A 17,389-nucleotide genomic window follows, 5' to 3' on the forward strand; every position below is an offset into this window, starting at 1 on the left:
CTTCTGGGCAGATGAGCGTCACCCAAACAGGTGAAGCAACGGCCGCGGAGCCCGACCCCCGGCGCTGGTGGGGCCTGGTGATCATCGCTCTCGCCCAGCTGATGGTCGTCCTCGACGCGACGATCGTGAACATCGCGCTCCCCTCCGCACAACGTGACCTGGGCATGTCCGACGGCAACCGCCAGTGGGTCATCACCGCCTACACCCTCGCCTTCGGCGGCCTGCTCCTGCTGGGCGGGAGGATCGCCGACCTGGTGGGCCGCAAACGAACGTTCATCATCGGCCTGATCGGCTTCGCCGGCGCCTCCGCACTGGGCGGCGCGGCCACCACCTCCGCCATGCTCTTCGGCGCCCGAGCCCTCCAGGGCGTCTTCGCCGCCGTACTGGCCCCCTCCGCCCTCTCCCTCCTCACCACCACCTTCACCGACCCGAAGGAACGCGGAAAGGCCTTCGGGATCTACGGCGCACTCGCGGGCAGCGGTTCGGCGATCGGCTTCATAGCGGGCGGCCTGCTCACCGAATACCTGAACTGGCGCTGGTGCCTCTACGTCAACATCCCCATCGCAGCCGTCGCCGTCTTCGGCGCCTTCGCCCTCCTCCACGACCGCCCCGGCCACACCGGCGCCCGCCTGGACGTACCCGGCGTACTGCTCGGCTGCGGCGGACTGGTCGCGATCGTCTACGGCTTCAGCGAGGCAGAGCCACGAGGCTGGACGGACTCCCTGGTCCTGACCCTGTTCGCCGCAGGCGCGCTACTGCTCGCCTCCTTCGTCTGGTGGCAGACAAGGGCACCCAGCCCCCTCCTCCCCCTCCACATCGTCAAGGACCGCAACCGGGCCGGCTGCTTCCTCACGATGGGCCTGGCAGTCATCGGCATGTTCGGCGTGTTCCTCTTCATGACCTACTACCTACAGGTCATCCTCAACTACTCCCCCGTAAAAACCGGCATGGCCTTCCTCCCCCTCACGGTCGCGATCATCATCGGCTCGACCCAGATCTCGGCCCGCCTGATGCACCACGTACCACCGCGCACCCTGATGGTGCCGGGCGCGATCCTGGCCGCAACAGGCATGTCCTTCTTCACCCGCCTGACCGTCAACTCCTCCTACACCACCGAACTCCTCCCCGGCCTGATCCTGATGGGCCTGGGCATGGGCCTGATCTTCATGCCGGTCTTCGCCACAGCCACCGCAGGGGTGGCCCCACAGGACTCGGGCGTGACGTCCGCGACCGTCAACACCTCACAGCAGGTGGGCGGTTCGATCGGCACGGCCCTGCTCAACACGATCGCCACCACCAGCAGCACGGCCTACATCGCCGCGCACCTCCACACCCCGGCCCAGAAGGCCCTGATCACCAGCAAGGGCATCGTCCACGGCTACACGGTCGCCATCTGGTGGGCCGTAGCCGTAATGCTCCTGGCAGGCCTGGTAGCGGGCCTGATGGTGACGGCACGGGCGCCGAAGCACAACGCACCGGCCCAAGCACCGGTGAACGAGTCGGAGTCGGTGAACTGATCAGCCGCGTACGGCGCGAAGGTGACGTGTCGGGGGGGGTCCGCCCGCAGCGGTTGGCGCGTCAACACCACCAGCTTCTCAAGACACCGATTCCGCGCCGTTCCGAGGACGGACACCCCCCGACGCGGCACCGACCCACCACGACGAACCGGCGAACCACCCACACACCCGCACGTCTCAGTGACGCCCGGCCACCCGATCAGCGAACCGCGCCAACCGCGAGGACTCCGCGCCATGCCCGACGAGTTCACGCCGGTCCGCCGCGCGATAGGTCGCGTACATCCCCTGCACCCCCAGCCAACGAAACGGCTCCGGCTCCCACTTGCGCACCTTGTGGCCGACCCACGGAAGGCCGGTGAGATCAGTAGCGCCGCCCTGCCCGGAATCCAGCCGAACCAGATCCCGCAACGTCCGAGCCGCAAGGTTGGCCGTAGCAACCCCCGAGCCGACGTAACCCCCCGCCCACCCCAGCCCCGTAGACCGATCCAAAGTCACCGTCGCACACCAATCCCGAGGCACCCCGAGCACCCCCGACCAAGCGTGCTCAACCGGCACCCCAACCAGCGACGGAAAGAACCGCACAAGGATCTCCCGCAACGCCTCGACCGTCGCAGCCTGCGTCCGCCCGTCGTTGTCGGTCTTGGACCCGAACCGATACGGCACCCCACGCCCACCCAACGCGATCCGCCCATCGGCAGTCCGCTGCGCATACATGTACGCGTGGGCCATATCCCCCAGCGTCTCCAGCCCGTCCCACCCCACCGACGCCCACTGCTCTTCACTCAGCGGCGCAGTGGCGATCATCGAGGAGTTCATCGGCAGCCAGGTCCGCCGCTGCCCCTTGAGACTCGCGGTGAAGCCCTCCGTACAACGCAGAACATAGGGCGCACGAACACTGCCGTACGGAGTGACAGCGCACCGAGGCCGAATCTCCGTCACGGGCGTCGACTCACAAATAACAACCCCCAACAACTCGGCCGCCTCCGCCAGCCCCTTCACAAGCTTCACCGGATGCAACCGCGCCCCGTGCGGCGTCCACGCGGACCCGACCGCGTCCGCAACGCGAATCCGCTCAGCGGTCTCACGAGCGCCGTACAACTCCCGGTCTTTCTCGCCGTACGACAACTCATGCTCGTGAAAGGCCTTCAGCCGGGCCAACTGCGCAGGCGTACAAGCGACTTCGAGCACGCCACCCCGATGGATGTCGGCGTGGATCCGCTCCTCCTCCGCGACCTTCACGACCTCGGCAACGGTGTCGTTCATGGCCTTCTGCAGCCGTACCGCAGCTCCCTGGCCATGAAGTTCGGCGTACCGGTCCCGCCCGGCGATCCCGTTGTACAGCCAGCCACCGTTCCGCCCAGACGCGCCGTACCCGCAGAACTTCTGCTCCAGGACCGTGACGCGAAGAGCAGGATCCGCCTTCTTCAAGTAGTAGGCGGTCCACAGCCCCGTGTACCCGCCGCCCACGATGACGACGTCGGCGGAAGCGTCACCATCGAGGGGCTCCCGCCGCGCGGGAAGCCCATCGTCCGCGTACCAGAAGGAGACGCCACCGTTCACGACACCGCTAGCCGAGCTGCTCATATCCGGACGCTAACCCCTGAAGGCGGCCACTGTCTCCTTCGGATTCCATGCTTTTCCGCAGCCCCTGACCAGCGGATAACACGCCAGGCCGATCGCCATGGAGGTGAAATGCCCGAGATCGGTGAACGTCCGATGGGTAGCCAAGGGCACCCCGTAAACCACGAGCACCACCACCAGATACACATACCGCCAAGGCACAGCGATCCGATAGACCAGCACCCCCACCACCCCCGCCAGCGCGTAACTCACCCCGATATCAAGGGTGTCAAGAGACGACCGCGGCGCCATCCCATTCTTCACGGCCCACAACAGCGCCCCCTCACTGATCAACGAGGCAAGCACATGCGCGGCCACACACACCATCAGCCACCGCGCCGTCCCGAGCCACCGCTCCGCCTGCGCATGGAACACCGTGTACAGCACGGCGTACGGCAGCCAGCGCCCCCCGTCGATCCACATCGCGCTCGCGAACAGCACCCGCACCGGGTTGTTCGACAGCTCGTGGATGTTGGTGGACCGCTGCCGCAGGAACTCCTGCTCGAACTCGGGCGACATGTGATGCATGGCGACCGTGGTGACAAAGAGAATCCCCAGCCAGACATACGTGCCGGGAGCGCTGCGGACGTACGCCCACACCCTGTCGAGGCCCCGGATAATTCGCATGAGCCGATTCACGCACGCCAGTATCGTCCCGGGCGTGATCGACATTCCGGCCGAACTCACGGCTCCACCGACCGCACAACGGACCACCGGCAGACACAACCCCTGGTTGTACACGACCCACGAGCGGGTTGTTTGACCCCCGACAGCACCACTCGCTTGGATCCCTGAGGTCAACACGAGGTTGTGCGACACAGGGAGCGCAGGTGGGCAGACAGAAGCTGGGCCGACAGTTCGGCTGGCTGTGGGCAGCATTCGCGGTCAGTTCATACGGCACCGGCCTGGGCTTCGGCGCCTTCTCCGTGCTGGCGATCCTCGTACTGCACTCCGGCCCGACCCAGGTAGCGGTACTGGCCGCCTCAGGCCGGGCAGTGGGTTCACTGATCGCGGTACCACTCGGCCCCTGGGTGGAGTTCCGCCGCAAACGACCGGTGATGATCGCGATGGACCTGACCCGCTTCGCGGCCCTGCTGAGCATCCCGGTCGCCTACGCGCTCGGCGGACTCACCTTCACCCAACTCCTCCTCGTCTCGATCACCGTCGCCACCGCGAACATCGCCTTCAACGCGGCCGGCGGCGCATACCTGAAATCCCTCATCGCCCCCGAGAACCTGCTCGTCGCGAACGCCCGCTTCGAGTCCACGACTTGGACCTCGACCATGCTCGGCCCTCCACTGGGCGGCGCCGCGATCGGCCTGTTCGGCCCGGTGACGACCGTAGTGGCCGATGCCACGAGCTACCTGCTCTCGGCCCTGGGCATCCGCGCCATCGGCGGAACGGAACCGCGCCCCGAGCGAACCGGCGCACCACAACTCCGCGCGGGCGACCTGCTGAACGGCTGGCGCTACATCCTCGCCCACCCCACCCTGCGCCCACTGCTCCTCAACGCGATGACGGTCAACGCCCTGATCATGGCCTCCGAGCCCTTGCTCGCCGTACTCCTGCTGGGCCGTCTCGGATTCGCGCCCTGGCAGTTCGCGCTCGCGCTCGCGGCCTCCTCCGGCGCCGGCGGCTTCATCGGCTCACGCCTCGCACGCCCGCTCGCGGCCCGCTTCGGACAGCACAGGGTGCTGCTCACCGCCGGGGCACTGCGCGCGTGCTGGCCGATCGGCCTGGCGTTCGTCGGCCCCGGAGTCCCCGGGATGCTCCTGGTGACCGCCGTCCAACTCGGCCTGGTGACCTGCATCGGCGTCTTCAACCCCCTCCTCGCCACCGCCCGCCTCACCCAGACCGCCCCCGACCGGGTGGCCCGCACACTCACGGCATGGTCGGTCAGCACCAGCGCGGCGATCGCGCTGACGACGGCCGCGTGGGGATGGGTGGCCGCGGCCACGACCCCCCGCACAGCGATCGCACTCGCCGGGGTCCTCCTCCTGGCCAGCCCGCTCCTCCTCCCCCGGCGCGAGCCCGCCGAGCGGGACACGGACCCGAGCCCGTCTACCCTCTCCGCATGATCCGCACCGCGATCCCCACCGACATCCCCTTCATCCACGCCCTGATCCGCGAACTCGCCACCTACGAGAAGGAACCCCAGGAGGCGAGGGCCACCCCGGAACAGCTCCACGAGGCCCTCTTCGGCGAACAGCCCGGCGCCCACGCCCACATCGCGACCGACGACACCACCGGCGAACCGGTCGGCTTCGCGCTGTGGTTCCTCAACTTCTCGACCTGGCGCGGAGTCCACGGCATCTACCTGGAGGACCTCTACGTCCGCCCCACCGCCCGCGGCGCCGGCCACGGCAAGGCCCTCCTCACCGAACTCGCCCGTATCTGCGTCGCCCGCGGCTACGAACGCCTGGAGTGGTCCGTCCTCAACTGGAACACCCCGTCGATCGCCTTCTACGAGGCACTGGGCGCCCGCCCCCAGGACGAATGGACGGTGTACCGCCTGACGGACGACGCACTGACCGCACTGGCCAGGAACTGAAGGCACTGACCGGGAACTGACCGCACTGACCGGAAGCTGAACGCAATGGCCGGAAGCCGAGTGGAGACCGACGACGCAAATCCGCCCACACGATCCCGCCCGGACTGGGCAGGGTCCCCGCATGAGCTTCACGAATTCGCCGACTTTCCTACCGGGCCTCGAACTCTCCCGCCGCTTCTACACAGAAACCGTCCGCCCCCTCCTGGAAGAGACCGCCCCCGCCCTCCCCCACTCCGCCGCCCGCATCGGCGCCGGCTCCGAGGTCCTCGGCTACGACACCCCCCGCTCACAGAACGACACCTGGGGCCCGCGACTCCAACTCTTCCTCCGCCCCCGGGACTTACCCCGGCACGCGGGCCGTATCAGACACCACCTCGCCGAACACCTCCCGAGAACGTTCCACGGCCACCCCACCCACCACTGCGTCGAAGTCACCCACACCACGGCCTGGTTCACCGACACCCTCGGCTTCGACCCGGCCCACGCCATAACGCCCGCCGACTGGCTGGCCACCCCCACCCACCTCCTCACGGAGGTCACCGGGGGCGCGGTGTTCCACGACGGCCTCCACCAACTCGGCCCCCTGCGCCACACCTTGCGCTGGTACCCCCACGACATCTGGCTGCACGTCCTGGCCCGCGAGTGGCAGCACATCACCGAACGTGAAGCCTTCGTGGGCCGCTGCGGCGAGGTGGGCGACGAACTGGGCTCCGCCATGAACGCGGCCCACCTGACCCGCCGCCTGATGCGCCTGTGCCTCCTCATGGACCGCCGCTACCCGCCGTACGACAAATGGCTGGGCACCGCCTTCGCCCGTACGACGGCCGGCCACCGTCTCACCCCGGTCCTCACGGCCGCCCTCGCCGCCACCGACTGGCACACCCGCGAGAAACACCTGGCCTACGCCTACGAAGCCGTAGCAGGCATCCACAACCAACTGAACCTGACCGACCGCGTCGCCCCGGCCACCCGCCCGCACCCCTCCGGACCGTTCCGCGTCCTGGACGCCGAACGCTTCACCGCCGCCCTGCTCGCCCGCATCACGGACCCGGCGTTGAGACACCTGCCCGAGCGGTGCTGACCACGCTCCACCGCTCGTCGATGACGGCGGTGGCACGGGCCGTCCCCTCCGACCTGCGCGAGCCCATGGACGACCTCGGCGTCACCGGCGGGATCACCGCGTCCGGCGGCGCCTGGAACGCCGGGTCGCCGTGATGAGCGTCTACGTCGTCGCCCTGAACCGGCTGCTGTGGCGCCGCCCGTACCGGCTGGCCGAGGCCGCTACTCCCTCTGAACTCCCCTCCCACAGAACATATTTGGAGCACGTCATGGTGCTGAACACCCTGCGCAACCTCCGCGCAGACCGGGCCGCCCGCGCCGGCCGCGCCCACCTCACCGCCGAGCGGACCCGCCCTGCCGACGGCGAACTGCCCGTCCCGTCCGGCATCGACCTCCAGGTCCGCGCCGGTGAAGTCGTCGCCCTGCTGGGCAAGTCGGGCTCGGGCAAGTCGACGCTGCTGCGCTGCATGGCCGGTCTCGTACCCGCCGGCTCCGGCACCGTCACCTACAAGAACACCCCGCTCACCGGCGCCAACCCGGGCACGGCCATGGTGTTCCAGACCTTCGCCCTGCTGCCCTGGCCGAGCGTGCGGACGCGGCCCGCCAGGCCATCGACCTGATCGGCCTGGACGGCTTCGAGTCCGCCTACCCGAAGGAGCTGTCCGGCGGCATGCGCCAACGCGTCGGCTTCGCACGGGCGTTGGTCGTCGAACCGGACGTCCCGATGATGGACGAGCCGTTCTCCGCCCTCGACGTACTGGCCGCCGAGAACCTGCGCGGCGAGCTGCTGGTCACCCACAACATCGAGGAGGCCGTGCTGATGGCCGACCGGATCGTGGTCCTCGGCGCCCGCCCCTACGGCACGATCCGCGAGGCCTTCGAGGTCGGTCTCGACCGGCAACTACGCTACCGGCGGCAGGCGTTCGCGCGGGCCGTCAGAGCCAGCCGTTGCGTTTGAAGGTGCGGTACAGGAGGAGGCAGGCGGTGGCGATGACGCCGAGCACGAGGGGATAGCCGAAAGCCCAGCGGAGTTCCGGCATGTGGTCGTAGTTCATGCCGTACACGCCGCACAGCATGGTCGGTACGGCGACGATCGCCGCCCAGGAGGTGATCTTGCGGGCACTCTCGTTCTGGGCCACGGCGACCTGCGCGAGGTGGGCCTGCAGGATGGAGTCGAGCAGCGAGCCGAAAGACGTGATCTGCTCGGTGACGCGGGCCAAGTGGTCGGCCACGTCCCGGAAGTAGGCCCGTATCTCCGGGTCGACGGCGCGCAGGTGCCTGGTGGAAAGCACCTCCAGGGGCCGGGAGAGAGGGACCACGGCCCGCTTCAACTCAAGCAGTTCACGCTTGAGTTGGTAGCTGCGGCCCGCATCCGTGCTCTGGGAACCCTGCGGGGAGAAGACCTCGGACTCGACCTCGTTGATGTCGTCCTGGATGGCGTCGGTGACGGTCAGATAGTCGTCGACGACGTGGTCGGCGATGGCGTGCAGCACTGCGGACGGGCCCTTGGCCAGTTGTTCGGGAACCGCTTCCAGGTCTTCCCGCAGGGGGCCCAGGGAACCGTGGCGTCCGTGGCGGACGGTGACCACGAAGTCGGGCCCGGTGAAGACCATGATCTCGCCGGTGTCGACGACCTCGCTGGTGGCGGTGAGCTGCTCGTGTTCGACGTAGGTGACCGTCTTGAAGACGGCGAACAGCACGTCGTCGTACTGCTCCAACTTGGGCCGCTGATGGGCCTGTACGGCGTCTTCGACGGCGAGCGGGTGCAGGCCGAAGACTTCGGCGACCTGGGCGAACTCCGTCCCGCTCGGTTCGTGCAGGCCGAGCCAGACGAAGCCGTGGCCGTGTCTGCGTACCTGATGGACGGCTTCCTCGACCGTGTCCGTGTCGGGCAGGCGTACACCGTCGCGGTAGATCACGCAGTTGACCACCGCGGAGCCGAGCGGAGAGCGGGCCGGGTGACTGAGGTCCACGCGACGCCGGCGCCCGGCCAGGCGGGCCACTCTGCGCAGGTTGCCGACCATCGACATGCGGGACTCTCCTTCACCGGCTTCGGACAGTGTGCCAGGAGACGGCAACGAGTCCGGCGGGCAGCCGGAAGACCCGCACATCACCAGGTCAGTCCCCGCTGCGGGGGATCCTTCGGGCTGGGCCTACCATCCATCCACATAACCATGGACGTCTGCCGCGCGCGGACGTATGCGCCATTAAGGGGTACTTCTGTGAAATCCGCGAGGCAGAAATGGAGGTCGCGGCTGGGGTTGATCGTCTTGCTGGCAGGGCTGGCCACCTGGTTGGGGGTCATCTGCTACTCGATCGCCACTGAGCCCCCCAAGGGAGCCCCGAACCTTCAGGCGCTTCGGGCGGATGTACAGAAGGCCCTCCGCGACGAGGACGGCGACACACTGCAGAACCTCTTCGACGAGGACACGGTCTCCGACGGCTACGCCGGGAGTTACGTCAAGAAGCTGGGCCCGAAGCCGGTGGCCTCCCTGCAGGCAGTGGTGAAGCGCCAGTACGGGGCGTCCTTCGTGGTCGTCAGCGGTACGGCTGGTCAACGCCCGCTGTGCACCGCGTGGCAGGTCAAGGAGAAGGACGGCAGGCAGCAGCTCGACGGAGTGGCGCCCGCCTGGAATCTCTGCTCCGGCTGACCCGGGGTGCCGGACCGTTCCTGCTCATCGGTCCGGCACCCGGTTCTACGATCCCCCGATATCAGTCGGTCAGTCGTGGATGGTGATGCACGCCTTGCCGTCCGGGTAGTTGGACCAGCTGGCGCAGGCCTTGGTGCCGTCCGGGAAACTCTTGTTCACCGTGATCGGCCCCCAGGAGAAGTCCCGCGCCTCGCATATCTTCGCGCTGGTCCTCTTCCAGCTGCTACCGATCGTGATGGTGGCCTTGCCGCAGTCGTCGGCGTGGTTCTTGGTCAGTGTGGTCTTCACTGTGTCCACGTGCAGCTTGGTGCCCTTGACGTCGATGCACTTCGATCCGTTGCTGCCCGGGTTGCCGGTACAGCCGGTGGCGGATGCGTAGGCCGGCGGCGAGACGCACAGTGCGGCGACGACACAGAACCCGGCGATGATGGTGCGATGGCGCACGCTTACTCCCCGTTTGTTGTGAGCATGTTGATTCGGTCGGGGAGCGACGTTAGCCAGTGTGGATCTTCCGGGCAAGCCAATTACCGGATCACCGACCGGAGTTGGGCCGAGCGGCACGGCGGCACTGCGGGCCGTCGGCACGACCGCTTCCCTGATGGCGCGCATCGCCGTGAGACGCACGCCCGGACCCCAAAGACGGCAGCCGCGTGGGCGCTTGCCAGAAAAATTACTTGATCGAGAGCAGTCAATCGATAAAGTGTTCGCGACCAAGCACGGCAAGGGGGAACCACTCTCATGGTGGGGCGTATTTGTGCTGCCTCAGTACTGGCAGCCGATGCGGTCATGGTGAGCGGGACTTCGAGATGCGCCGGGAACTCCCGGCGGCAACGGCTCGAAGCGCATCCATGTCGCAGGAACCGGACCGCATGTCGAAGCAGCGACGACCACGCTGCCGAAGAACCATGCGGACAACTGCGGGACTCCGCACACCGACTTCGGCGACATCACGTCCATCACCGGCCCGGCCCGGAAATCCGCGACGCCCGGGACTTCGCCCTCGGCCCTGAAGCGGTGAACACCGCTTTCCCGGACGGCACCAAAGCCTGCGCCTGGTAGAGCAACCGCCCGGATGGCAAAGCCCGCAGCACCATCCGCGGCCGACCACGAGCAAGACGACCACTCGGAGCTTCGTATGCTCCAAAACAGGGGGTAACAACTTTGTTGAAGGCAAGGATCGCCGTTGCGACCGGCATGGTTTCAGCGGTCATGCTCGTTCTGGCTCCGTCCGCGAGCGCAACCACCGTCTCGTTCGGCGACTTCAACGCCGGCCCGGGATACAGCTCGAAGCGCTGGAAGGACGAGGACTACTCCCAGGTCTACTTCGACTACTGCCAGTCCAACCAGGGCGCGCCGAACAAGAGCCTCGTGATCGAGCTCCGCATGGACAACACGGCGTGGCCCGACCACAGCTGGGGATCGAAGACGTTCACCAAGTGCTTCAGCAGCTTCGGCAGTTCGGGCGAGTGGCACGACCTGGTGTACGGAGACCAGTTCTTCAGAATCAACAAGATCGACAACGGGGACGCGCACAACGTGTACGTCTACGGCCACAGCTACGCCGACACGACGAAGGCCGACTAGTTCTCAGCCGGTCGCTGTGGCACGCCCCCCGTCGGGGGGGCGTGCCGCGCTCCTGCATTCATGTGACCCTCTCGGAGTGTGTCGTGCAGCTTTATGCCCGGTTCCGGGCCAGCAGCGCCAAATGGGCGTTCCCCTTCGCCCTCGGAATCCCTCTGGCGTACTACTTCCTCAACGGTGGAGCGCCGCCCCCGCACAACTTCGGCTATGCGGCGACCATCGTCTCCCATCCGCTGGAGATGACCTACGCATTTGCCTACGCCACCGCCTCCGGGCTGGCGGCCTGGGAAAGCGGGACCCTCAAGGCCGACCGCATATGGGAACTCGGTTCCGTGCGGTCACGCTTCCACATCGCGGCCGAGGCGCTGACTCCCGTGTTGAGCCTCTCCTGGCTCGTCCTTCTGACGCCGGTGCTCATCGCCCTCGTCCAAACGGCGACCTTCCCGACATTCGCCAGCCTCCTTCCGCTGGAAATGTCACTTGTCGTCTGCATCGCCCACTGCGTCATCGGCTTCGCTGCCGGATATCGCCTCCCGCGCCTTGTGGCCGCACCCTTGATGACCGTGATGACATGGGTGCTGGTCGCGTTTTCGGCGTCCACGACGCCGTTCTGGCTGCGTCACATATCCGGCCAGTACCCCGAGTACTTGATGTTCGGCGAGCAGGCGACCCTCGGTTCGCTCGTGCCGCACATCCTGTTCGCCGGAGGCATTGCAATAGGCCTCTGCCTCCTGTGGCTGCCCTTCCGTCCACGGTTGCCGCGCATGGCTCTCAGCCTCGCAGCCGGCCTGGCCTGCTGCGCTTTGGCGGTTTCCATGGCCCACGGCTGGAACTACAACCCTCCCATCGAGGTCGACAAGGCCCCGATGAAGTGCGTCGGCGGCAACCCGCAGATCTGCATGCCCGAAGCAACCGCCAAGAGTCTGCCCGCGGTACAACGGGACACACTTTCCGTGCTGGCCACGATGAAAACCTTCGGAGGCATCAAGGAAATGCCTCACTCCATTGTCGACGACATCACCACCGGGCGAATGTCCGTTGCATCCACTCCGACACGGTGGAGGGTAGGGCTTACCGCCGGAGAGCAATCCGACGACCTTCGCCTTCGCATCATGGACGCGGCCATTCAGTTTCCATGCTCCAGTCCGAACCTCGTCGTCAGTCGAGAGGTCAGGCTCTGGGCCGCGACCATCACGGGGCAGATCGGCGAGTACGACCGGCGCATCGGCGAGGAGCCGCCTTTCGCAGGTCAAGGCGAAGCCCAGAGAGAAGTCACCCGCATTCTCCGTCTCCCCCGTGCGCAACAGACCGAATGGTACGAGGAGCGCATCTCGTCCGCCTGCGGCAAGGGCTCGTAATGCGATGGTGGGTCAAGGCGCGGGGTGCTCATTCGACACTGGTGGTCGGCTTTCTCGCGTTTCTGTTTCTGGTGACCGGGATCCGGGAGGGCTCAGCCGTCCTGCCGTCTTTCATCGGTGGAACGGATCCCGTACCCCTCATGCTCTTCGTTCCACTCCCCCTGATCGTCGGCCTGGTCATGTGTCTGGAGTCACGACTGGCCACGGCGGAGGTGTCGGGTGTGCGTCGCGTGGAGCTGTTCGATGCCGCGCTGAGTCTGTCGGTCATCGCTGTGGCCCTGCTGTCCAGCTGGTTCGTCAGCGCCTTCACAGCCTCACCGCATGCGGCGGCAGCTGGGCGCAACACCGCGTTCCTGGCCGGCGTCACCTTGCTCGCGCGGTCTCTGTTCGGCCAACCCGCGGTCATGGTGCCTGTCGCCTGGCTGATGATCGTAGTGCTCTTCGGTTTTGAAACCGGGCATCGTCCCCGCGCGTGGACGGTCGTCCCCGAATCCGTCAATTCTGTTCACGCCGCCGTCGCTTCAGCCGCAGCCTGCGTCATAGGTGTCGCTGCTCAGATCATCTCTTCGAGGAAGACTCCATGACCTTGGAAATGGACTCATGCACATATGCCTACAGGCGGTGGCTGAAGCCCGTCCTGACGGACTTCAGTTGGGAACTGCCCCAAGGGCTGACGATCCTGCTGGGGCCCAACGGTGCAGGAAAATCCACCCTGTTGCGCCTGTGCGCCGCGGTGGCGCTGCCCCGCACCGGCACCGTGCGTTTTCAGGACATGCCGTCCCGCAGGCGGGAATACCGCCAGGCGATCGCATGGATGCCACAGAACATCACGCCGATCCGCGGACTGACCGCCCGGGAGTACGTCAGTTATCTGGGATGGCTCAAGGGGATGAATCGCAGCGATGCCTGGACCGAAGCCGCACAGGCCCTGAAGCGAGTGGAACTGAGCGAACTGGCCGACACCCGCACCACGCGGCTTTCCGGAGGCCAACTGCGCCGCGTAGGAGTGGCCGGCGCACTCGTGCACCAGGCACGCGTGATCCTCCTGGACGAGCCCACAGCCGGCATGGATCCCCGACAGCGAAGAGTGTTCCGAGACCTCCTTCGCGGCCTCGCCGATGATGTGCAGGTGCTGATGTCCACCCACGACGTGGCGGACCTCGCCGAAGAGGCGGACAACGTCGCCGTACTCGAAGGCGGCCGATTCCTGTACTCGGGAGACACGGCAGGCTTCCTGAGCCACACTCCACCCGGCACCGCAAGCGGCCGCCTGGCCGAAGGCGCGTACACAGCCCTGCTGGAACAAGGCTGACGAGTCCTGCGGACGAGGGCGGGTCAGGCTGCTTTGTCCGGTCCGGCACCGGCGGACAAAGCTCGGACCATGGGATCGAGCAGCCAGTGCGACTGACAACCTTCGGCTGATCATTCGTGACCACCGCGGGCGCCGACTCGGCTTCCTCGGACGCCTGCCGGTCCACGGGCACGGGTGCTCCAGCAAAGGATGCCTTGCCCGGATCGGGGAACGGGCCGCGGTAGTCGCTCGGTTGGCCGGCCCATGCGAGGGCGCCCCGGCAGAAGCCGTTGAACTGCGGCCTACCGATGTCTTGTTGGAGCCTGCCAAGGTGATCGGTCACATCGGCAGTGACCGGACGTGAACCGGTCCGGACGGCCACCGGGCTCCGTCCACCAGCGGAGCCCACATGCTCGGAAGCGGCATGACCTGAGTGCCGGTGGGCTGTTGGACGAGGACGTCCTCGTCCAGCAACCGCCAGCCGAGCCGCCGGTAGATCGCGGTCCGCTCCGGCAGGCAGAACAGAAGCCCGAAGCGATGCCCCTCCCCTCGGGCATGCTCCATCGCCGCGGTGACGACCGAACGTGCCAGCCCGTGTCCCCGCAGGTGCGGTGCGACGATGACTCCTCCCAGGCCGGCCACCTGGAGAAGATGTCCGCCGACTGACATGCCCGCCGAAGACGGTGCCTGGATGACCGGTAGCCTCCGCACATATTGGCGCACCGCACCGATGCCTATGCTGTGCTGGTGGACGAGCGAGACCGCGGGTGGCAGCAGGTCGAGACCGAGTTGGCCCGCAGCCGTCGACTCCTGGCGCGTGCCACGCGCCGCTCTGAACGCCGCTTGGCCGCCGTTGCTGTCCCCGGCCTTGTGTCGGCGTCGGACGCCCGTCACCGGAAGCTGCGGGGAGCGTGCGGCGTATCGGCAGCGTGGACGATGACGGTGCTCGTTGACGTGATCTTGATCCGTGCCCATGTGCTGAAGGACACCTACACCGGGATATCCACGCTGACCGGTGCCGTCGCGGGCCCCCTGCTTCTCGGCATCCACTATGGATGGGCCGGGCGTCCGTCCCTCATGGTGCGGGACGGCCAGCACCTGGTGTCCGCCAGGACACTCACCGGCGTGCGCACGCTGAATCTCGACGGCCTGGTCAGCGTGCGCCGCTTCGAGACGATCCAGCGGACCGGTGGCTACGTCGACGAGTTCCACCTTTACGACCGCCAAGGGGTCCGGCTGACGGTCACCAATGAGCTCGCGATCAACGCAGCGCTCCGCCGGGCCGTCCCGTCGCCAGATGCGCGCCCGGGTCATAACGGTTTGGCGCCCGTGCAGGTGACCCGTCACGCCCGCACCGCACTTGGCATGGCGCCGCGCTCCCGGCTCCCCAGGGCGATGCACAGGTTCTGGGGCTTGTGGATGACGGTGGCAACGATGGCGGTCCCTGCTCTGCTCAGTTACGTGACAGCCTGCGTGCTCGCGGGAACCGACGTACTCGGCAGGCCGGGGCACTGAGCCCGTCCCGTATGTCGGCCGGGCCTGTCGGCTCTGCTTGCGGCAGGCGATGCAGTCGCTCCAGTCCCTTTGGGCGAGGGCGCTCCAGCGGTGGCGTTGCTGATGCTTGTGCTCGGTCCAGGAGGTCTGGCCGGGCAAGGGGGCCGGCGGTCACACGACGGCTGGCTGAACCGTCAGGGTTCCTTCGGCTGTGTTGATGGTGGCCTGCGTGCCGAGCGGGATGGTCGGAGGGTGTGAGCCATGTCCTGCGGGGAGTCCGCCGAGGACGGGAACGCCCAGGCGGGTCAGCCGGTCACGCAGGACGTCGGCGATGCCCCATCCCCCCAGGGTCGGGTCGTCGGCATCCTGCTCGAAGCCGATGAACTGGCCGAGCGCGACACCGCGCAGCCCGTCCAGCGCCCCGGTGCGGATCAGTTGGGTCAGTGCGCGGTCGACCTCCCCGAGCCCTGTGCCTCGCTGGTGTTCGAGGAAGAGGATCGCGCCCTTGAGGTTCGGCAGACCGGCGCCGGCCTCGGTGCGGATCGCGTCGAGGTTGCCGCCGACCAGGACACCGGTCGCGGTGCCCTCGACGGTGACCGCCGCACTGGCCTGGCCGGCGTCCCGGTGAATGACCACGGGATCAGTGGTCATCAGCGCGCGGCGAACGGCGTCCGCCGACTCGGGCCCGCACCACGCGTCGCTCGCGTTGGGGTAGGGACCGTGCAGGCAGGCCAGGCGGCATCGAGCCCAGAGGGCGAGGTGGAGGTGGGTGATGTCGCTGAAGCCGACCACCGGTTTCGGGTCGCGGCGCAGCGCGTCGGTGTCGAGTTCGTCGACGATGCGATAGGTGCCCTTGCCGCCCATGGCGGCGAACACGGCGCGGACCCCCGGGTCGCGGAAGGCGGAGTTCAGGTCGGAGACACGATCCTCGTCCCGACCAGCCATGTACCCCCATTGGTCGAAGACGTGCTCACCCACCTCGGCCCGAAGCCCCCACGACGTCAACTGCTCGACGCCGCGGGCGACATGCTCGCGGCCGGGCGGGCAGGCCGGAGCGACGATCCGAACCCGGTCGCCCGGCCGTAACCGTGGCGATCTCAAGGTCTGGGGATTGTCGGAGGTGTCCATGGCGTGATCTTCCTACACCCGCCGAGCAGAAGCTGAGCCTTGCACATGGATCACGCAGCGTCAGGAAGTCGTGCTGTCAGGCATTCGTGCAGTCGTGCTGTCAGGCATTCGTGCAGTCGTGCTGTCAGGCATTCGTGCATTCGTGCATTCGTGCAGTCGTGCAGTCGTGCAGTCGTGCAGTCGTGCAGTCGTGCAGTCGTGAGCGGGCTACTCCACACCAGCACACGCGAACTCATGGCGGGCGCGGACGATTGCCGGGGGCCACCGCCGACCGCTGCACGCCGCCCGCTAACATCCCTCCGCATGACGAGGCGGGGGTGGCGACTGGGTGTCGTGGCAGTGCTGGCGGCGATCTGCGTCTCCGGTCCCGAGCGCCCGGACGTCATCCGCACGGCGTCGGACCTCGGCCCCCTGCCGGCCGACCGCTACGACTACACGCCGCAGGACTACCAACGATCGCAGCGGGCATCGGCGTTGCTGGTCCGGCAGTGCATGGCGGAGCGCGGCCACCGGGACTTCCCGCTCGACCCCCGCTACCCCAGCGACCCCGTCGTCGTCACCGCGGTCGGCACCGACTACGGCGCCCTGGATCTCGCCGCCGCCCGCCGCTGGGGCTACGGCTGGGACCCGGCCAAGCCCCTGGCCCTCCGGCCGAAGGGCCGCCGGATGACCAGCGCCGAGTACGCGGACTTCCCCGCCTGCAACGCCGAGGCGAGCCGGCGGCTGCTGCGCGGCATCGACCTCAAACGGGACTGGCTCTACGCAAATACACGGGCGATCGAGGTCGACAAGGCGGTCAAGCGCGACCCGCGCCTGCGTGCGGCTTGGGAGGTGTGGTCCCGCTGTGTCGCAGAACAAGGATTCACGCGCTATCCCGACCCCGTCGCGGCGTACACGGACACCGCCTGGCAACGGAGCAGTGACGGCAACACCCGCCATACGCAGCGCGAACGGGCCACCGCCGTCGCGGACGTCACCTGCAAGCAACGCCACCACACGGCCGAACTCTGGCACGCTGCACGGGCACAGCAGCAGGCCCTGGACATCGCACAGCACCGCAACCGCTACACCGCCGGGCTGCAGGCGCTGCGGACATACCGGGCCACCATCGCCGAGGTGCTACGAAAGCTCGGCTAACG

Annotated in this window: 18 protein-coding genes and 1 pseudogene; 13 read left to right on the top strand and 6 right to left on the bottom strand. The window is 67.6% G+C overall.

Translation table 11 applies throughout. The features are described 5' to 3' along the window. Nucleotides 1–11 precede the first annotated feature (11 nt). The gene (locus tag OC490_RS31385; protein WP_262061398.1) at nucleotides 12–1,517 is read left to right on the top strand and encodes an MFS transporter; all 1,506 of its coding nucleotides are present in this window, start codon (nucleotides 12–14) and stop codon (nucleotides 1,515–1,517) included. 177 nt (nucleotides 1,518–1,694) lie between these two features. Here OC490_RS31385 and OC490_RS31390 read toward each other — a convergent pair whose 3' ends face one another. Together OC490_RS31390 and OC490_RS31395 are read right to left on the bottom strand one after the other, a co-directional pair. Next, the gene (locus OC490_RS31390; protein WP_262061399.1) at nucleotides 1,695–3,101 is read right to left on the bottom strand and encodes an NAD(P)/FAD-dependent oxidoreductase; all 1,407 of its coding nucleotides are present in this window, start codon (nucleotides 3,099–3,101) and stop codon (nucleotides 1,695–1,697) included. Nucleotides 3,102–3,110: 9 nt separating this feature from the next. Further along, complete coding sequence (locus tag OC490_RS31395; protein WP_262061538.1) at nucleotides 3,111–3,764, bottom strand: rhomboid-like protein; 654 nt, start codon at nucleotides 3,762–3,764, stop codon at nucleotides 3,111–3,113. A 203-nt stretch (nucleotides 3,765–3,967) separates the two neighbouring features. Between OC490_RS31395 and OC490_RS31400 the strand changes: the two genes are divergently transcribed. The 5 genes and pseudogenes from OC490_RS31400 (at nucleotide 3,968) to OC490_RS31420 (ending at nucleotide 7,705) form a co-directional block, all read left to right on the top strand. Next, nucleotides 3,968–5,215, top strand: coding sequence for an MFS transporter (locus OC490_RS31400; RefSeq protein ID WP_262061400.1), 1,248 nt, complete (start codon nucleotides 3,968–3,970; stop codon nucleotides 5,213–5,215). Further along, nucleotides 5,212–5,688 carry a GNAT family N-acetyltransferase gene (locus OC490_RS31405; protein WP_262061401.1) on the top strand — a complete coding sequence of 159 codons (477 nt, stop codon included), beginning with the start codon at nucleotides 5,212–5,214 and terminating at the stop codon, nucleotides 5,686–5,688. Before OC490_RS31400 ends, OC490_RS31405 begins: the two co-directional genes overlap by 4 nt. A 121-nt stretch (nucleotides 5,689–5,809) precedes the next feature. Then, entirely contained in the window at nucleotides 5,810–6,769 is a 960-nt protein-coding gene (locus OC490_RS31410) for a DUF4037 domain-containing protein (RefSeq protein ID WP_262061402.1), read from the top strand. Next, complete coding sequence (locus OC490_RS31415; RefSeq protein ID WP_262061403.1) at nucleotides 6,763–6,903, top strand: hypothetical protein; 141 nt, start codon at nucleotides 6,763–6,765, stop codon at nucleotides 6,901–6,903. The genes OC490_RS31410 and OC490_RS31415 overlap by 7 nt, the downstream gene beginning before the upstream one ends. Nucleotides 6,904–7,016: 113 nt before the next feature. Continuing rightward, nucleotides 7,017–7,705 (top strand): annotated as a pseudogene (locus tag OC490_RS31420) (ABC transporter ATP-binding protein). Here the strand turns inward: OC490_RS31420 and corA are convergent. Further along, complete coding sequence (gene corA, locus OC490_RS31425) at nucleotides 7,683–8,777, bottom strand: magnesium/cobalt transporter CorA (RefSeq protein ID WP_262061404.1); 1,095 nt, start codon at nucleotides 8,775–8,777, stop codon at nucleotides 7,683–7,685. The pseudogene OC490_RS31420 and the gene corA overlap by 23 nt on opposite strands. A gap of 231 nt (nucleotides 8,778–9,008) precedes the next feature. On the opposite strand from corA, the gene OC490_RS31430 reads away from it, so the two are divergent. After that, entirely contained in the window at nucleotides 9,009–9,398 is a 390-nt protein-coding gene (locus OC490_RS31430) for a hypothetical protein (protein WP_262061405.1), read from the top strand. Nucleotides 9,399–9,467: 69 nt separating this feature from the next. Here OC490_RS31430 and OC490_RS31435 read toward each other — a convergent pair whose 3' ends face one another. Next, on the bottom strand, nucleotides 9,468–9,842 hold the full coding sequence (locus OC490_RS31435) for a hypothetical protein (protein ID WP_262061406.1): 375 nt from the start codon (nucleotides 9,840–9,842) through the stop codon (nucleotides 9,468–9,470). A gap of 765 nt (nucleotides 9,843–10,607) precedes the next feature. Between OC490_RS31435 and OC490_RS31440 the strand changes: the two genes are divergently transcribed. From OC490_RS31440 to OC490_RS31455, 4 genes are all read left to right on the top strand, one after another. Next, the gene (locus OC490_RS31440; protein ID WP_262061407.1) at nucleotides 10,608–10,982 is read left to right on the top strand and encodes a hypothetical protein; all 375 of its coding nucleotides are present in this window, start codon (nucleotides 10,608–10,610) and stop codon (nucleotides 10,980–10,982) included. Between the two features lie 83 nt (nucleotides 10,983–11,065). After that, a complete protein-coding gene (locus OC490_RS31445) occupies nucleotides 11,066–12,337 on the top strand; it encodes a hypothetical protein (RefSeq protein WP_262061408.1) in 1,272 nt (423 codons plus the stop codon). Continuing rightward, on the top strand, nucleotides 12,337–12,921 hold the full coding sequence (locus OC490_RS31450) for a hypothetical protein (RefSeq protein WP_262061409.1): 585 nt from the start codon (nucleotides 12,337–12,339) through the stop codon (nucleotides 12,919–12,921). Before OC490_RS31445 ends, OC490_RS31450 begins: the two co-directional genes overlap by 1 nt. Further along, entirely contained in the window at nucleotides 12,918–13,649 is a 732-nt protein-coding gene (locus OC490_RS31455; RefSeq protein ID WP_262061410.1) for an ATP-binding cassette domain-containing protein, read from the top strand. The genes OC490_RS31450 and OC490_RS31455 overlap by 4 nt, the downstream gene beginning before the upstream one ends. A gap of 318 nt (nucleotides 13,650–13,967) precedes the next feature. Here OC490_RS31455 and OC490_RS31460 read toward each other — a convergent pair whose 3' ends face one another. Further along, nucleotides 13,968–14,297: a GNAT family N-acetyltransferase gene (locus OC490_RS31460; protein WP_262061411.1), complete on the bottom strand. Its 330-nt coding sequence runs from the start codon at nucleotides 14,295–14,297 to the stop codon at nucleotides 13,968–13,970. Nucleotides 14,298–14,375: 78 nt separating this feature from the next. Here OC490_RS31460 and OC490_RS31465 point away from each other — a divergent pair, with 78 nt between their 5' ends. Continuing rightward, nucleotides 14,376–15,143, top strand: a complete 768-nt coding sequence (locus tag OC490_RS31465; RefSeq protein ID WP_262061412.1) for a hypothetical protein — start codon at nucleotides 14,376–14,378, stop codon at nucleotides 15,141–15,143. A gap of 150 nt (nucleotides 15,144–15,293) precedes the next feature. Here the strand turns inward: OC490_RS31465 and OC490_RS31470 are convergent, their stop codons facing one another. Beyond that, nucleotides 15,294–16,250, bottom strand: a complete 957-nt coding sequence (locus tag OC490_RS31470; RefSeq protein WP_262061413.1) for an LD-carboxypeptidase — start codon at nucleotides 16,248–16,250, stop codon at nucleotides 15,294–15,296. 303 nt (nucleotides 16,251–16,553) lie between these two features. Between OC490_RS31470 and OC490_RS31475 the strand changes: the two genes are divergently transcribed. Further along, the gene (locus OC490_RS31475) at nucleotides 16,554–17,387 is read left to right on the top strand and encodes a hypothetical protein (protein WP_262061414.1); all 834 of its coding nucleotides are present in this window, start codon (nucleotides 16,554–16,556) and stop codon (nucleotides 17,385–17,387) included. Nucleotides 17,388–17,389 lie beyond the last annotated feature (2 nt).

The organism is Streptomyces sp. STR69 (assembly GCF_024519455.1).
Taxonomy (GTDB): Bacteria; Actinomycetota; Actinomycetes; order Streptomycetales; family Streptomycetaceae; genus Streptomyces.

Excerpts from the sequence above, each read along its gene's own strand:
- OC490_RS31440 (WP_262061407.1), top strand. The coding sequence starts at position 10,608 with ATGCTCGTTCTGGCTCCGTCCGCGAGCGCAACCACCGTCTCGTTCGGC.
- OC490_RS31475 (WP_262061414.1), top strand. The coding sequence starts at position 16,554 with ATGACGAGGCGGGGGTGGCGACTGGGTGTCGTGGCAGTGCTGGCGGCG.
- OC490_RS31450 (WP_262061409.1), top strand. The coding sequence starts at position 12,337 with ATGCGATGGTGGGTCAAGGCGCGGGGTGCTCATTCGACACTGGTGGTC.
- OC490_RS31470 (WP_262061413.1), bottom strand. The coding sequence starts at position 16,250 with ATGGACACCTCCGACAATCCCCAGACCTTGAGATCGCCACGGTTACGG.
- OC490_RS31395 (WP_262061538.1), bottom strand. The coding sequence starts at position 3,764 with ATGCGAATTATCCGGGGCCTCGACAGGGTGTGGGCGTACGTCCGCAGC.
- OC490_RS31460 (WP_262061411.1), bottom strand. The coding sequence starts at position 14,297 with ATGTCAGTCGGCGGACATCTTCTCCAGGTGGCCGGCCTGGGAGGAGTC.
- OC490_RS31405 (WP_262061401.1), top strand. The coding sequence starts at position 5,212 with ATGATCCGCACCGCGATCCCCACCGACATCCCCTTCATCCACGCCCTG.
- OC490_RS31390 (WP_262061399.1), bottom strand. The coding sequence starts at position 3,101 with ATGAGCAGCTCGGCTAGCGGTGTCGTGAACGGTGGCGTCTCCTTCTGG.
- OC490_RS31455 (WP_262061410.1), top strand. The coding sequence starts at position 12,918 with ATGACCTTGGAAATGGACTCATGCACATATGCCTACAGGCGGTGGCTG.
- OC490_RS31410 (WP_262061402.1), top strand. The coding sequence starts at position 5,810 with ATGAGCTTCACGAATTCGCCGACTTTCCTACCGGGCCTCGAACTCTCC.
- OC490_RS31385 (WP_262061398.1), top strand. The coding sequence starts at position 12 with ATGAGCGTCACCCAAACAGGTGAAGCAACGGCCGCGGAGCCCGACCCC.
- corA (WP_262061404.1), bottom strand. The coding sequence starts at position 8,777 with ATGTCGATGGTCGGCAACCTGCGCAGAGTGGCCCGCCTGGCCGGGCGC.